Below are 14,513 nucleotides of genomic sequence, written 5' to 3'. Positions count from 1 at the left end.
CCCCACCCAGGCTCCCGCGCTTCCCCCTGTTTTCTGGGTGGGGGGGGGGGGGGGGGGGGGGGGGTGGGGTGGGGGGCCACACCCCCACCCCCCCCCCCCGCTCCCCCGAGTGGTCAGGCCTGAAGGCGCTCGGCTCGCCGGGTCGCCCAGCGGGCGACCTTGGTCCACCTGCGTGCGGCGCGTGGACCGCTCCGAGCCCGCTGAACGCGGACTCCCTCCTCGAGGTCTCGTATTCGGGCCCTGGACAGTTCTTCATAAAGCAACATTTCGCTGGTCTCCTCGACCTTGATCTCGTTCAACTTGGCCGGCGCGACTGTGCGGTGACCCGTCCGCGCCTCGTAATCCCTGGTGGTGATGAGTTCGACGGTCATGCCGCTGCGCTCCGCTCGACCTTGCGGGCGAGGGGACGAGCCTCGGCGGCGGGCTCGACGACCGAGTTCTTCCGGGGGCGGCCACGGGGCCGCTTCCGCGCGACGACAACACCGCGCTCGAAGATTTCGCCACCCCAGACACCCCACGGCTCCCGCCGCGAAAGGGCGCCCGCGAGGCAGGCGGAGCGGACCGGGCAGTCCGCGCAGAACGCCTTCGCGCGCTCGAGCTCTGCCGGCGACTCGGCGAACCAAAGGTCCGCGTCGCCCGAACGGCAGGGAAGCATCGACTCAGGCGAGTCGATGGCGTCGAGCAAGTCGACGACGCCCGCGTCGACGAAAGGCAGAGCCTCCCCCGGCGCGAAAGCTATGGCCGATGACATAAGTGCACTCCTCTGTGCCGTAACGGATTTCGTACTCACGGTGGAACTGGACAACGCTGAACCCCAATTAGGTTGTGCAGCCAACTTGTTTGTGCAGCAAAAAACACGAAGGCCGCGGATCCGGTAACCCGGTTCCGCGGCCTTCGTGAGCCTCTGATCCTGACTAGGTCAGGAACTTCGCTCCCGTTTGGACAACGGAACACGGAACTGCTTGATGACCGGCAGATCGACGCCACCATTCACGTACGCTCCACCGAAGGCGGCAGCGTGCATGAAGGTCTCGTCGGCGGTGACCCAGCGCCGGTTGAGGCCCTGAGTGCCGCGGGCGGCAAGGATGCTCTCGGGCACGAAAGTGCCCTGGCGCTGTGCCTGCGGGACTTCCGCGACGCAGGACAGACGGGTGCCAGGGTTCGTGAGCATCATGTTGATCGTCATTTCACCGGCACCACCTTTCTCTGTCGCGCGCGAACCGCCCACGGTCTACGCTGTGTTGTAGAAGTTCTTCCCCAGACCAGGCGCGTTCTGCCCGGTACCTGCAGGTTATTGCCCCCAGCCGCGCCGGGGCAACTTATTTTTCAGAAAATCCGTCGAAGTTACGAAGATCGGCTCTGAGCAGCGGGTTCGCCGCGCGGATCAAGCCTGGGACGCGGTCAAGTCTCCACCGAGGCCCGCACGACGTCGAGAACCGCCGCTCCGAAGCGTTCGAGTTTCGTCGCACCGATCCCGGAGATGGCGCACAACGCCGTGTCATCGGTCGGTCGCTGCTCGGCGATGGCGACCAACGTCGCATCGGTGAAAACGACGAAGGCCGGCACCTTGAGCTCACGCGAACGCTCGCCCCGCCAGGACTTCAACTTCTCGAGCAGTTGCTCGTCCACGTTGGACGGACAACGAGAGCAACGGCCCAGCTTGATGTCCAGTGTTTCCAGCAAGGGCCCGCCACACACCCGGCACCGGGCCTTGTTGCCGGACTGCTTCGGCTGTTGCGATCGGGCGACCCTCGCCGCCGGATGATCTTCGGGGATGAGGCCGTAGAGGAAGCGGCTGCGTCGCCGATTGCGGCGGTTTCCCGCCGTCCTGGCCAGGGCCCACGACAGCGAGAGGTGCTCTCGCGCTCGAGTGACACCGACATAGAAGAGACGGCGCTCTTCTTCGATGGCCGCGTCGTCACCGTCAGCGTGCAGGATCGGCACGGTGCCCTCGGCGAGTCCCACGAGGAACACGGCGTCCCATTCGAGACCTTTCGCCGCGTGAAGCGAGGCCAGGGTGATGCCCTCCACCGTCGGCGGATGCTGCGCGGTCGCCCGCTGTTCGAGCTCCGCCACGAAGCGGGGCAGATCCGCGTCATCGACGGTGGAAGCCAGCTCCTCGGCCAATTCGACGATCGACAGAAGCGCGTCCCATCGCTCTTTCGCCGCGCCTCCGGCAGGGGGCTGATCGGTGAGCCCGACCTTCGCCAGGACCGAGCGAACCCGGGTCACGAGCTCGCCGGTGTCGGCATCGGTCGACGCCATCCGCAACGCTGACATCGCCTGCCGGACCTCGGCCCTGGCGAAGAAGCGCTCGCCACCACGGACCAGGTACGGAATGCTCGCCTCCGCAAGCGCCTGCTCATAGGCCTCCGACTGGGCGTTCACGCGGTAAAGCACCGCGATCTCGCTGGCCGCCACTCCACTGTCGAGCAGATCACGGATCCTGCGCGCGACAGCGGCGGCCTCGGCGGTCTCGTCGTCGTATTCGGCGAAACGCGGTGCCGGTCCCGAAGGACGCTGGCCGACGAGCTTCAGCCTCGACCCCGCGGGACGGCCACGCGCGGCACCGATCACCTGATTGGCGAGAGCCACGACCTCCGGAGTCGACCGGTAGTCCCGTTCGAGCCTCACGACCGTCGCCTCGGGGAACCTCCGTGTGAACTCCAACAACGGCCGCGGAGAAGCACCACCGAACGAATAGATGGTCTGGTTGGCGTCACCGACGACGGTCAAGTCGTCGCGGCCACCGAGCCATGCGTCGAGCAGCCGCTGCTGCAGCGGGGTGACGTCCTGATACTCGTCGACGACGAAGCAGCGGTAGCGCTCGCGGAACTCCTGGGCCACCACCGTGTGCTCCTCGAGGACGGCGGTGGTGTGCAGGAGCAGGTCGTCGAAGTCGAGAACCTGGGCGGCGTTCTTGACCTTTTCGTAGTTGCGGTAGACCTCCGCTACCTGCGACGCGGGCGCCGGTGTGTCCCGCTGCGTCCGCGCGGCGACCGCCGGATAGTCGTCCGGCGATACCAAAGAGGCCTTGCTCCACTCGATCTCACTGGCGAGGTCCCGCAGCAGTTCCGTCTCGGTGCCGAGACCGGCCTTGTTGGCGGCTTGGCTGATGTAACGGAACTTGTTCTCGAGCAGCTCCCAAGGCCGGTCCCCGACCACCTGTGGCCAGAAGTACCGAAGCTGGCGGCGGGCAGCCGCGTGGAAGGTGAGCGCCTGAGCGGCGTCGACACCCAGCCCACGAAGGCGAGCGCGCATCTCGCCCGCGGCGCGGGTCGTGAAAGTGACTGCGAGCACCTGACCAGCGGCGACGTGGCCGGAACGGACCAGGTGGGCGATGCGATGCGTGATCGTCCGCGTCTTGCCGGTCCCCGCTCCGGCAAGAACGCAGACCGGCCCCCTCGGCGCGCAGGCGGCGGCGCGTTGCTCAGGATCGAGCCCATCGAGCAGGCCTGGACGACTCTTCGGGGACGATGCGCTAACCACGCCCCGATCCTCGCAGAGGGCCCGACGGGATCGTCGCAGGGCACGCGGCCGTATCCTGGACACATGGCGGGAAAGCAGGACAAGGAAGCAGCGAAGCTGGCCAAGAAGGAGAAGCGTGCCGCGAGCAAGGCTCGCCGCGGGCAGATCTTCGAGGCCTTCAAGATGCAGCGCAAGGAAGACAAGGCGCTCATCCCCTGGATGGTCGGATCGCTCCTGGTCATCACGGGTGTCGTGTTCGGCATCGGGTTCATCTTCGACGTCCACTGGGTCGTGCTGCCGCTGGGCATTCTGCTCGGCGCGCTCGCCGCTGTGATCATCTTCGGTAGGCGGGTCCAGAAGACCGTGTACTCCAAGGCCGACGGACAGCCGGGCGCCGCGGCCTGGGCACTCGAAAACATGCGAGGCCGCTGGAAGGTGACGCCGACCGTCGCCGCGACGACCCAGCTCGACGCCGTGCACCGGGTGCTCGGCGGGCCGGGCGTCGTGCTCGTCGCCGAGGGCGCGCCGCACCGCGTGAAGTCCCTGCTCGCGCAGGAGAAGAAGCGGGTGTCCCGCTTGATCGGTGAAACCCCGATCTACAACGTCATCATCGGGAACGAAGAGCAGCAGGTGCCGCTGAAGAAGCTGCAGAGCTACCTCACGAAGCTCCCGCGGAACCTCAAGCCCGCCCAGGTCGACGCGCTGGAAGCGAAGCTGGCCGCCCTCGGCAGCCGCGGCGCCGCGATGCCCAAGGGTCCGATGCCTGCCGGCGCGAAGATGCGCAACGTCCAGCGCACCATCCGCCGCCGCTGACCAAGCGAGGATCAGGGGTCCTTTGCTACCGAACGCGGTAGCAAAGGACCCCTGATCCATCTCCGGACGAAAAACTGTCGGTGGGTGGTCGCATGATCACTGAATGGACAGAACCTCGAACACCCGGCAGACGGCGCTGGCAGCGATGTTCCCGGACGGCGTGGCCGCCCGGGCGAAACTTGTCGCCCTGGGGCACTCCCATTCCTGGATCTCTCGCCGTTGCCGCGAAGGCGGTCCGTGGCGACGTCCGATCCCCGGCGTCATCCTCCTGACCAATGCCACACCGACCAGGCGTCAACTCCTGAAGATCGCCCTGGCCCACGCAGGCCCGGAGGCGATGCTCACCGGAGTACAAGCCGCCAGGTTGTACGGAGTCCGAAGACTCCCGCCCGAAAGACGGGCTCACACCTTGATTCCCCATCGGAGCAAGGTCTCCACCTGGGGGTCCGCCGTCGTCGAGCGAACGATCCACCTGCCGGAACCAGTCGAGATCGACGGACTGCCCGTAGCCCCACTCGCCCGGGCCCTGATCGATGCGGCTCGGCGCATGGACGAACTCAAGACGGTGCGAGAGATGATCCACGACGCGGTCCATCGTGGGCTCTGCACTCCAGAGGAACTTCGAGTTGAACTGGCGCAAGCCAGCACGATCGGCTCGGCACTACCCCGAGTCGTCGTCAACGCCCTTCAGGACGGCGTCGACTCCGCCGTCGAGCAATGGCTGGAGTCCGTACTCGAGCGCAGCGGCTTGCCCAGCCCCACGCGGAAGGCAGAACTACGAACTTCGGACGGGAAGGTAGTCGGTGTCGCCGACGCCTGGTGGCCGCAAGTCGGCGTCGCCGTGCAAGTTCGCTACGACGAGGTCGCTCTCGAACCGGGCAAGATGTCCGAGACGCCGGTGCTTGTCGCACCGGGCCTTATCGTCGTCCAGGTAAGTCCCGCGCGACTACGGGACGAGCCGCTGGTAGTGATCCAGGAGCTGCGAACAGCCCACCGCCGCGCTCGTCAACGACCACCACCGGATGTCGGCAGCGCTCCTGCAGCACCAGCCGCCTGACCACGGCTGGTTCGGCAGCCGCTTCCTCCGGCGAGAGCAAAGGTCCTTTGCTCTCCATCCGAGGTCATCGCATGCGGATCACGACGGTGCCGGTCAGCCGGTCGAGCCAGCTTCGTCCGTCGATGTTGCGGATCGCCGCCGGAATGATCACGAAGGTCAGCGCCGCCCGCACGACGGCACGCCACACGCCGACCATTTGCGCGCCGTCGAGCCTGGCGACGCGGATTCCGATCGCTGCCATACCGGGGGTGAAGCCGAAGAAAGCCGCGGGAATGACCGTGATCGCCGCCCAGACGCCGACCGACCAGAGATTGAACGTCTGCATGACAGCCGGATCCTGAAGGCTGGGTGTCACGAAGAGGGTGGTGACCAGCGAGGCGAGAACCAAGTCGACGATCAGCCCGAGAAGACGTGCGCCGCCGCCCGCTACCGAGCCGACACCCGATTGAGGCAAGCCGAGTCGCTCACCACGCCAACGCTGCGTACCCTCGCCACCGGCCGTCGTTCCATCCCCGGCTCCGGGTAGCCATTCTCCGGTCCATCTCGCCACCCATCCAGGGTATGCCGGTGGCGCGGGCCACATTCGCCCTGGTCGACTACCCGATATCGCCGCCCCGTTAACACCGGCGAAACATACGGGTGACGGTCGGGCAACACCGCGCTCTTAGCGTGAGCCGAAGAGAGTACTGCCGCCGGCAACGAACGAGAAGGAGTCACCGAGGGTGCCCACTACTCCAGACGACATTCAGCGCCTTATCGCCGACGAGAACGTAGAGGTCGTCGACGTCAGGTTCTGCGACCTGCCCGGCGTTATGCAGCACTTCACCGTTCCGGCGAAGGCGTTCAACGAGGAAGCGTACGAAGAAGGCTTGGCCTTCGACGGCTCCTCGGTGCGCGGGTTCCAGTCGATTCACGAATCCGACATGCTGCTCCTCCCGGACCCCGAAACGGCGCGAATCGACCCGTTCCGCAAGGCGAAGACGCTCTCGCTGAACTTCTTCGTGCACGACCCGTTCACCCGTGAGGCGTACAGCCGCGACCCGCGCAACATCGCGCGCAAGGCCGAGCAGTACATCTCCGAGTACGGCGTCGCCGACAACGTGTTCTTCGGCCCGGAAGCCGAGTTCTACATCTTCGACTCGATCCGGTTCGACTCCGCCGAGCACGCCTCGTTCCACGAGATCGACTCCGTCGAGGGCTGGTGGAACACCGGTGCCGACGTGCCGGGCGGCAACCAGGGATACAAGACGAAGTTCAAGGGCGGCTACTTCCCCGTCCCGCCGGTCGACCACTTCGCCGACCTGCGTGACGACATCGTCCGCAACCTGCAGGGCTCCGGTTTCGAGATCGAGCGCGCGCACCACGAGGTGGGCACCGCCGGTCAAACCGAGATCAACTACAAGTACAACACCCTGCTGCATGCCGCGGACGACCTGCAGCTGTTCAAGTACATCGTGAAGAACACCGTGTTCGCCGCCGGCAAGACCGCGACCTTCATGCCGAAGCCGCTCGCCGGCGACAACGGCTCGGGCATGCACTGCCACCAGTCGCTGTGGAAAGACGGCACGCCGCTGTTCCACGACGAGTCCGGTTACGCCGGGCTGTCGGACACCGCGCGTCACTACATCGGTGGCCTGCTCAAGCACGCCCCGAGCCTGCTGGCGTTCACCAACCCGACCGTCAACTCGTACCACCGGCTCGTGCCGGGCTTCGAGGCCCCGGTCAGCCTGGTGTACTCGCAGCGGAACCGGTCGGCTTGTGTCCGTATCCCCATCACGGGCAACAACCCGAAGGCCAAGCGTGCCGAGTTCCGGTGCCCGGACTCGTCCGGTAACCCGTACTTGGCGTTCTCGGCGATGATGATGGCCGGTCTCGACGGCATCAAGAACAAGATCGAGCCGCCGGAGCCCATCGATAAGGACCTCTACGAGCTGCCGCCGGAAGAGGCCCAGAACGTCAAGCTCGTTCCTGGAGACCTCGGCGCGGTTCTCGACACGCTGGAAGCCGACCACGACTACCTGCTCGAGGGTGGAGTCTTCACCCCCGACGTGATCGACACGTGGATCTCCTACAAGCGGGAGAATGAGATCGACCCGCTGCGGCTGCGCCCGCACCCGTACGAGTTCTCGCTGTATTACGACGTGTGATCCTGCGGTAGGAACACCAAGAGCACGCCGGTGGTGAGGTGCGGAAGCGCCCTCACCACCGGCGTTTCTTTATGGGGTCTGCGCGGCGTGACTACTCCGAAGTGGAAAGAACCTTCAAATCGACGCCCGCTCGCTCGATACGGCCACGCGGATCATCCACGAGTTTGCGTCGCTCGAGATCCATCAGTCCCAAGGTGCACGTGATCTCCGCGGAGAGGGTGCCGTCGACCTTGTAGATGTTCGAGTCCATGTGGAAGGTCTTGCCGGTCCCGAACTTGGCGTCACAAGTCACGTCGACGACATCGCCGGCTCGGAGCTCCCGCCGGAACACGATGTGGGATTCGAGCAGCACGAAGGCAAGATTCGCGTCGCGCATGCCCGAGTTGAGGCCGCCCGCGAGCTCCATCAGCTCGAGTCTGGAGACCTCGCCGTACGAGTGGTAGACGGCGTGGTTGAGATGGCCGAGAGTGTCCAGCTCGTAGTGGCGCACCTTGATCCGGGTGCGAAATGGCTCGCGCACAGTCACCGGTCCACTGTAGGGGCCACTCTCCGTTCGCGGCGCCGAGTGTGAGCAAGGGACCTTTGCTGTCGTCTCCGCAACCTGTGGCAAGTGATAGCAAAGGTCCCTTGCTCATTTACCGCAGGTCAGAGCCGTTCAGCCCTGGTAGAAAAGGGTCTCCACAACCGCGTGGGCACGTCGCGTCGTCCGCCGGTAGGCATCGAGGAACTCGCCCGGATCGTCGTCGGCCGAGTAGCCGAGCACCCGTGCGACCGCGGCGAGGTCTCGGCCGGAGCTGGGTATCTCGTCGACGCCCTTACCCCTGACCAGCATCCCGGCGTTACGGACACGCGTCGCCAGCAACCAGGCCTCCGTCAAGGATTCGATCTCGGCGGGCTCGGCGAGCCCGGCCTCCGCCGCGGCCTTCAGCGCCTCGATCGTCGAGGTGGTTCGCAGCCCTTCGACCTGGTGCCCGTGACGCAGCTGCATGAGCTGCACGGTCCACTCCACGTCGGCAAGCCCTCCACGCCCGAGCTTCGTGTGCCGGGTCGGGTCGGCGCCCTTGGGCATCCGTTCCGTCTCCACCCGCGCCTTGATCCGCCTGATCTCCCTCACCCGGACCGCGTCGAGGCCTTCCTGCGGATAGCGAATGGGATCGATCATCTCGATGAACCGTGCACCGAGGTCGTCGTCACCGGCGATGAACCGGGCGCGGAGCAGCGCCTGCGATTCCCAGACCTCCGCCCACCGCCCGTAGTAGCTGCGGTAGGACTCGAGGGTCCGCACCAACGGGCCGCTCCGCCCCTCCGGCCGGAGATCGGCGTCGACGACCAAAGCCGGGTCGGGGCTGGGCGCACCGAGAATCTTGCGCACCGTCTCGGCAACAGAGGAAGCGAACTTCGCTGCTTCGGAGTCCGACACACCTTCGGCCGGCTCGCATACGAAGAGGACGTCCGCGTCGGATCCATAGCCGAGTTCAGCCCCACCGAGACGCCCCATACCGATGACAGCGATTTTCGCGGGCGTCTGGCCGAGTTCCGCCTGACGCTGGCGAAACGCGGCGGCCAAGGCACCCTGCAACACGGCGGCCCACACGCTCGACAACGCCTCGCAGACCGCCGGGACGTCGAGCAGACCCAGCAGATCTGCCGATGCGATCCGCAACATCTCATGTCGGCGAAGCGATCTCGCGGCCGCGACAGCGGCGTTCAAACCCGGCTGGCGCCGCACTGCGGCTCGCAGAGAGGTGGCCACTTCAGCCGGAGTGCGACCGGTCAGCCGCGCGGGATCACCGAGCAGCTGCAGGACTTCCGGCGCCCTCGCCAGCATGTCGGGCACCAGCCGCGACGTGCCCAACAGGAACGCGAGCCGCTCGACGACGGCTCCCTCGTCGCGGAGAACCCTGAGATACCAAGGCGTTTCTTCGAGCGCTTCCGAGACCTTCCGGTAGGACAGAAGTCCGCGGTCGGGATCCGGGGTGTCGGCGAGAAGATCCAGCAGGACCGGCAGCAGTGCCTGCTGGATGGCAGCCCGGCGGGACATTCCCGCGGTCAGCGCCTTGATGTGCTGAAGGGCCCCGTCCGGCGCGGCATAACCGAGCGCGGCGAGGCGGCTCTCGGCCTGTTTCGTAGTCAGCCGCAGTGCTTCGGTCGGCACGTTCGCCACCGATTGCAGCAGCGGCCGGTAAAAGAGCTTCTCGTGAAGGCGGCGGATGCTCTGCAGGTGGCGGCGGAATTCCGCCAGCAACACGTCCCCTTCGCTTCTACCGCGGGCGGGCCGTACACCGCTCGCCCTCGCGATCGTTCGCAGCTCGCTGGTGTCCGACGAGGCAGGGAACAGGTGCGTACGCCGTAGTCGGCGAAGCTGGAGCCGATGCTCGATGGTCCGGAGGAACTCGTACGAGGAGGCGAGCTCCGCGGCATCCTTACGGCCGACGTACCCCCCTGCCCCCAAGGCGGCGAGTGCGTCCATCGTGGACGGAGAACGTAAACCCGCGTCGATCCGGCCGTGGACCAGTTGCAGCAACTGCACAGCAAACTCGACGTCGCGAAGGCCTCCACGTCCCAGCTTCAGCTCCCGCTCGGCATGCGCGGACGGCACATGGCCTTCGACGCGGCGCCGCATCTTCTGCACCTCGGGGACGAAATTCTCCCGATCGGCCGCTGCCCACACCTTCGGCGCGACCATCTCCGCGTACTGGCGGCCGAGCTCGGCATCGCCTGCCACCGGCCGTGCCTTGAGCAGGGCCTGGAACTCCCAGGTCTTGGCCCACTTCTGGTAGTAGGCGGCATGTCCGTCGAGAGTCCGGACCAAGGCGCCCGCCTTGCCCTCGGGACGCAGCGCGGCATCGACCTCGAAACAGGCCTTGCCGACCACGCGCATCATCGTGCTGGCCAGCCGCGTGGAAACCGAAAGATCCCCGTCACCGACGAAGATGACATCCACGTCGCTCACATAGTTCAGCTCCCGACCACCGCATTTACCCATCGCGATCACAGCCAGCCGGCCTTCGACACCGGCGCCCACCTCGGCCTCGGCGACCAGTAACCCCACCGTCAGCGCGGCCTCGGCCAGCGTGGTGAGCTGAGCGCCGATCTCGGCATAGGGTGGCTGGCGGAGACCGGGTTCGACCAGATGACCGAGGTCGGCCGCCGCGATTCCGAGGAGCAGTTCGCGATACCCGATGCGAAGAGCCTGCTCCGACTCAAGCCCTGTGAGCAGTTCCCCTTCCGACCGTACATGCTTGAGGAGACTGCTCACGTACTGATCCGGCTCAGCGCTCTTCTCGCGTTCGAGGGTTTTCCAGCAGTCGGTGTTCGCGACCAGGAAGTCCGCAAGTGCGCTCGAAGTGCCCAAGACACCGAGCATGCGGCCGCGGAAGGTGCGGTTGGTGCGGAGCGCCTGGTCGAGCTCGTCCCAGGCCGACGGGTCTGCTTCTCGGATCCGGTCCAGCCCGCTCAAGGCGAGATCGGGATCCGCCGCGCGGGAGAGTGCCGACAACACGTCGGTGACGGAGCCGTCCGGGCCGGATTCGGTCCACCAACGGGCAGCACGCAGCTGCCCGTCGGCACGGGGGTCGGTGAAGCCGTATCTCGCCACGGAAGCGGTCGGCCTGGCGCGCTCAACCATCGGCTTCCACCGTAGTCGCCCTTCCGCCCTTCACCAGACGGACGCGCAAGAGAGCAAGGGACCTTTGGTGTCGCCTTTGCACGGCGATACCAAAGGTCCCTTGCTTCGCTAGGCGGCGATCCTGCCGACTTCCGGGTCAGGAAGAGGCGGGGCGGGAGTGGTGAAGCTGCCTGCGTTGACGGGGCTTCGCCGGGAAAGGAGGTAAATCCCGATGCCGATCGCCAGGCCGGCGACGCCGACGGAGATCGTGCCCACTGTGCCGGTCGAGGTCACGAGACCGGCCCCGGCACCGACGATGGCCGCTGCCGGAAGCGTGAACAGCCAGGCGATCACCATGCGGCCGGCCGTACGCCAGCGGACCGGTGACTCGTTCCTGCCTACACCGGAGCCCACGATGCCTCCAGAACAGACGTGAGTGGTCGAAAGCGGAAAGCCGAAGTTCGTCGAAGCGAGGATGACCACCGCCGAGCTGGTCTGCGCGGCGAAGCCCTGCGGGCCGTCGATGTCCGTCAGGCCCTTACCCAACGTGTAGGTGATTCGCCAGCCGCCCAGGTACGTGCCGAGCGCCAGCGCCAGCGCGGCGCTGACGATCACCCAGAGCGGAGGGCCGGTCCCGGCGGGAAGAGTTCCGGCGGTGATCATCGTCAGCGTGATGACACCCATGGTCTTCTGCGCGTCGTTCGTGCCGTGGGCGAGCGAGACCAGCGAAGCCGAGATGATCTGCCCGACTCGGAAACCGGCAGTGCGGCCGCGGCGGACGAAGATCCGGTAGACGAAGTACGTCACGATCATCGCGAAGAGGCCGGCCAAAACCGGCGACAGCGCCGCGGGAATCAGCACCTTCTCGACGATCTTTCCGAAATGGACGGAGTCCGTTCCGGCCGACACCCACGTGGCGCCGATCAGTCCGCCGAACAGCGCGTGGGACGAGCTGGACGGCAGTCCGACGAACCACGTGACCAGGTTCCACACGATCGCGCCGACCAGCCCACCGAACACGATCGCCGGTCCGATCTTGGTGTCATCGACCAGTCCATTCGAGATGGTCTTGGCCACTTCGACCGAGAGGAAGGCTCCGACCAGGTTCAGGACCGCGGAGATCGTCACCGCGACTTTGGGACGCAACGCACCGGTGGCGATCGACGTCGCCATCGAGTTGGCCGTGTCGTGGAACCCGTTCGTGAAATCGAAAATCAGGGCCGTGACGACGACGAGCACGACCAGCACTGAGGGCTCCACCCCGACCTCCGAACCCTTCGAAATTCCCTTCGCAAGGTACCTGACGGCAAGACCTGAGCGTTAACAACCCATATGCATTCGAGACATAAGCCGTTAAGCCATCGGCAATGTACGTTGACGGTCCGCAGCCGGGGCGAGGTCCCCGGACACCAGTCGGACGAAGCGGTGGGCGAACGGTCGCCAGGTTTCGGTGATATCGGCATGCACCCGGGCCAGATTCTCCGGGGTCAGTACGTCCGGCCGGGTGAGTTCCGCCATTTCCGGCGATTGTCGCGCCCAGTCCAGGACGACGTCCGGCGTCGTCTCGACATGGAACTGGACACCGTAGGCAAAACGGCCGAACCGGAAGGCCTGGTAGGCATACCGCGGTGAGGAGGCCAGAAGTTCGGCGCCCGCGGGCAGGCGCATGATCGCGTCATTCTGGAACTGCAGGACGTCTTGCATCAGAGGCAAGTCCGCGAAGAGCGGGTCGATCCAGGCAGCGTCCTTCTTGGACACGAGTCCCGGGCCGACCTCAGGCCCTTGATCGCCTGTGGCGACGCTGCCGCCCAACGCCACCGCCAAGAGCTGACCGCCTAGGCAGATCGCGAGTGTCGGGATGCGCGCACCAGCAGCCTTCGAAAGAAGCTTCCGCACCTCCGCGAGCCACGGGTGCGCGTTGTCATCGTTGGCGCCCATCCCGCCGCCAAGGCATACGACGCCCCCATACCCATCAAGATCCGTAGGGAGCGTCTGATCGGGCAGCAACCGGATGTCGAGTTCGGCTCCCGCCTCGGTGAGCCAGTCGCCGAGAGGGCCGATCGGGTCTGATGCATCCGGCTGGATGACGAGCAACTTGGGAGCGGTCACCTCCCCAGCCTACGACCGCCGGGAGAGCAGGGGACCTTTGCTATCGCTCCGGGGAGAGGCGGTAGCAAAGGTCCCCTGCTCTCTTTGCTCAGCAGGCGCAGCGCGGGGCGGGCGCGGAGGTGAGGGCGGATGCGAAGGTCTCCCGGTCAACGGGGTAGCCGGCTGCTTGCCAGGCGGTGATGCCGCCGGACAGGCGTTTGACCTTGAAGCCGAGCTCCGCGAGTTTCAGGGCTCCCTTGGTCGCGGCGTTGCAGTGGACGCTCTCGCAGTAGCAGACGTAGACGAGGTCTCGGTCCAGCTCGCCGACCGAGTCGCGCGTCATGTCCCGGTACGGGAGATTGATCGCGCCGGGGATGCGGGCCGCCGCGAAGGCTTCAGGGGCTCGGGTCTCGACGATCACGTAACCGCGCTGAGCACCCGAGGTGAGGTCCTGGACAAGGTCATCGGGGTCCACCTCGAGTGCGAGTTCGGCTCGCAGGTGCGCGGCCGCGGTCGCACTGTCCAGGGCCGGAAACATCAGTACACGGGGTTCGGTCGTCATGCCTCAATCCTGCTGCTCACTGATCAAACCGAACATCGGAGAATCCAGGTATCACCGCCGGTTAGCCTGGAGATCCCTGGCGGGCGTGACGATTGACCTGGAGTTCTGTGAACCTCGATGATCTCGACTGGCAGTTACTCGAATTGCTCCAGTCCGACGGCCGACTGACCTTCTCGGAGCTCGGTCGGCGGGTGTCGCTGTCCGCACCCGCGGTGACCGAGCGAGTCCGTCGGCTCGAGGCGATGGGGATCATCACCGGGTACTCGGCCAGCATCGACCTGAGGAAGCTCGGGCTACCGATCGAGGCAATAGTCCGGGCTAAGGTACGAAGCCTCGACACGGCTCGCTTCCGCGAAACCATCCTCGCGCTGCCACAGGTGCTTGACGCTGATCACGTCACGGGTGTCGAGTGCTGGCTCGTGCGGGTCGCCTGCCGGGACACCGCGGAGTTGGAGGAGCTCGTAGAGCGGATGCAGCGCTATGGGGAGACGACGACTTCGCTGATCTTCTCTTCGCCTGTGCGCCGACGTGCGGTCAGCCGGCGGAGCTCCTGAACAAGGTCGCGGAGAGAGCAAGGGACCTTTGCTATCACCTGGCGGGGTCCAGGTATGGAAAAAAGGTCTGGGACCTGGGAGAACTCGGGGTTCTCGACCAGGTCCCAGACCTTGTTTTCAAGGTTAGTCCGGCGGTGTCCTACTCTCCCACAACCCTTCGGTTGCAGTACCATCGGCGCTGTCAGGCTTAGCTTCCGGGTTCGGAATGGGACCGGGC

General features: G+C 66.0%; 14 protein-coding genes and 1 rRNA gene. 4 read left to right on the top strand and 11 right to left on the bottom strand.

Annotated features, from left to right (window positions below):
- Positions 1–113: 113 nt before the first annotated feature.
- From ACZ6DT_RS32205 to ACZ6DT_RS32190, 4 genes are all read right to left on the bottom strand, one after another.
- Positions 114–371 carry a hypothetical protein gene (locus ACZ6DT_RS32205; RefSeq protein ID WP_465602378.1) on the bottom strand — a complete coding sequence of 86 codons (258 nt, stop codon included), beginning with the start codon at positions 369–371 and terminating at the stop codon, positions 114–116.
- Complete coding sequence (locus tag ACZ6DT_RS32200) at positions 368–751, bottom strand: WhiB family transcriptional regulator (protein ID WP_465602376.1); 384 nt, start codon at positions 749–751, stop codon at positions 368–370. The genes ACZ6DT_RS32205 and ACZ6DT_RS32200 overlap by 4 nt, the downstream gene beginning before the upstream one ends.
- A 168-nt stretch (positions 752–919) precedes the next feature.
- Entirely contained in the window at positions 920–1,186 is a 267-nt protein-coding gene (locus ACZ6DT_RS32195; RefSeq protein WP_465602374.1) for a hypothetical protein, read from the bottom strand.
- Positions 1,187–1,401: 215 nt separating this feature from the next.
- Positions 1,402–3,489: an ATP-dependent DNA helicase UvrD2 gene (locus ACZ6DT_RS32190; RefSeq protein WP_465602373.1), complete on the bottom strand. Its 2,088-nt coding sequence runs from the start codon at positions 3,487–3,489 to the stop codon at positions 1,402–1,404.
- A gap of 63 nt (positions 3,490–3,552) precedes the next feature.
- Between ACZ6DT_RS32190 and ACZ6DT_RS32185 the strand changes: the two genes are divergently transcribed.
- Both ACZ6DT_RS32185 and ACZ6DT_RS32180 read left to right on the top strand, forming a co-directional pair.
- Positions 3,553–4,281, top strand: coding sequence for a DUF4191 domain-containing protein (locus tag ACZ6DT_RS32185; RefSeq protein ID WP_465602371.1), 729 nt, complete (start codon positions 3,553–3,555; stop codon positions 4,279–4,281).
- Between the two features lie 103 nt (positions 4,282–4,384).
- Positions 4,385–5,338, top strand: a complete 954-nt coding sequence (locus ACZ6DT_RS32180; RefSeq protein WP_465602370.1) for a hypothetical protein — start codon at positions 4,385–4,387, stop codon at positions 5,336–5,338.
- Positions 5,339–5,402: 64 nt separating this feature from the next.
- On the opposite strand, the gene ACZ6DT_RS32175 is transcribed toward ACZ6DT_RS32180, so the two are convergent.
- Positions 5,403–5,888 carry an RDD family protein gene (locus ACZ6DT_RS32175; RefSeq protein WP_465602368.1) on the bottom strand — a complete coding sequence of 162 codons (486 nt, stop codon included), beginning with the start codon at positions 5,886–5,888 and terminating at the stop codon, positions 5,403–5,405.
- A 172-nt stretch (positions 5,889–6,060) separates the two neighbouring features.
- Here ACZ6DT_RS32175 and glnA point away from each other — a divergent pair, with 172 nt between their 5' ends.
- Positions 6,061–7,485, top strand: coding sequence for a type I glutamate--ammonia ligase (gene glnA, locus ACZ6DT_RS32170; RefSeq protein WP_465602366.1), 1,425 nt, complete (start codon positions 6,061–6,063; stop codon positions 7,483–7,485).
- Positions 7,486–7,576: 91 nt separating this feature from the next.
- On the opposite strand, the gene ACZ6DT_RS32165 is transcribed toward glnA, so the two are convergent.
- The 5 genes from ACZ6DT_RS32165 to ACZ6DT_RS32145 form a co-directional block, all read right to left on the bottom strand.
- A complete protein-coding gene (locus ACZ6DT_RS32165) occupies positions 7,577–8,011 on the bottom strand; it encodes an acyl-CoA thioesterase (RefSeq protein ID WP_020633826.1) in 435 nt (144 codons plus the stop codon).
- A gap of 129 nt (positions 8,012–8,140) precedes the next feature.
- The gene (locus ACZ6DT_RS32160) at positions 8,141–11,113 is read right to left on the bottom strand and encodes a bifunctional [glutamine synthetase] adenylyltransferase/[glutamine synthetase]-adenylyl-L-tyrosine phosphorylase (protein WP_465602364.1); all 2,973 of its coding nucleotides are present in this window, start codon (positions 11,111–11,113) and stop codon (positions 8,141–8,143) included.
- Positions 11,114–11,221: 108 nt separating this feature from the next.
- Positions 11,222–12,352 (bottom strand): inorganic phosphate transporter, encoded by a 1,131-nt coding sequence (locus tag ACZ6DT_RS32155; RefSeq protein WP_465602363.1) that lies wholly within the window; start codon positions 12,350–12,352, stop codon positions 11,222–11,224.
- A 93-nt stretch (positions 12,353–12,445) separates the two neighbouring features.
- Complete coding sequence (locus ACZ6DT_RS32150; protein ID WP_465602361.1) at positions 12,446–13,201, bottom strand: type 1 glutamine amidotransferase; 756 nt, start codon at positions 13,199–13,201, stop codon at positions 12,446–12,448.
- 88 nt (positions 13,202–13,289) lie between these two features.
- Entirely contained in the window at positions 13,290–13,742 is a 453-nt protein-coding gene (locus ACZ6DT_RS32145; protein WP_465602359.1) for a rhodanese-like domain-containing protein, read from the bottom strand.
- 107 nt (positions 13,743–13,849) lie between these two features.
- Here ACZ6DT_RS32145 and ACZ6DT_RS32140 point away from each other — a divergent pair, with 107 nt between their 5' ends.
- Positions 13,850–14,296, top strand: a complete 447-nt coding sequence (locus ACZ6DT_RS32140) for an Lrp/AsnC family transcriptional regulator (RefSeq protein WP_465602357.1) — start codon at positions 13,850–13,852, stop codon at positions 14,294–14,296.
- A 126-nt stretch (positions 14,297–14,422) separates the two neighbouring features.
- Here ACZ6DT_RS32140 and rrf read toward each other — a convergent pair.
- Positions 14,423–14,513, bottom strand: a 5S ribosomal RNA gene (gene rrf, locus ACZ6DT_RS32135); the annotation flags it as partial.

Source organism: Amycolatopsis sp. NPDC041971 (assembly GCF_055588925.1).
Note: the sequence above shows the minus strand (reverse complement) of the source record. Positions and strands in the feature narration are given on the sequence as shown.

What these genes read in the sequence shown, in the direction of transcription:
- ACZ6DT_RS32200 (WP_465602376.1), bottom strand. Translation starts at nt 751, where the DNA reads ATGTCATCGGCCATAGCTTTCGCGCCGGGGGAGGCTCTGCCTTTCGTC.
- ACZ6DT_RS32205 (WP_465602378.1), bottom strand. Translation starts at nt 371, where the DNA reads ATGACCGTCGAACTCATCACCACCAGGGATTACGAGGCGCGGACGGGT.
- ACZ6DT_RS32160 (WP_465602364.1), bottom strand. Translation starts at nt 11,113, where the DNA reads ATGGTTGAGCGCGCCAGGCCGACCGCTTCCGTGGCGAGATACGGCTTC.
- ACZ6DT_RS32180 (WP_465602370.1), top strand. Translation starts at nt 4,385, where the DNA reads ATGGACAGAACCTCGAACACCCGGCAGACGGCGCTGGCAGCGATGTTC.
- ACZ6DT_RS32185 (WP_465602371.1), top strand. Translation starts at nt 3,553, where the DNA reads ATGGCGGGAAAGCAGGACAAGGAAGCAGCGAAGCTGGCCAAGAAGGAG.
- ACZ6DT_RS32195 (WP_465602374.1), bottom strand. Translation starts at nt 1,186, where the DNA reads ATGACGATCAACATGATGCTCACGAACCCTGGCACCCGTCTGTCCTGC.
- ACZ6DT_RS32145 (WP_465602359.1), bottom strand. Translation starts at nt 13,742, where the DNA reads ATGACGACCGAACCCCGTGTACTGATGTTTCCGGCCCTGGACAGTGCG.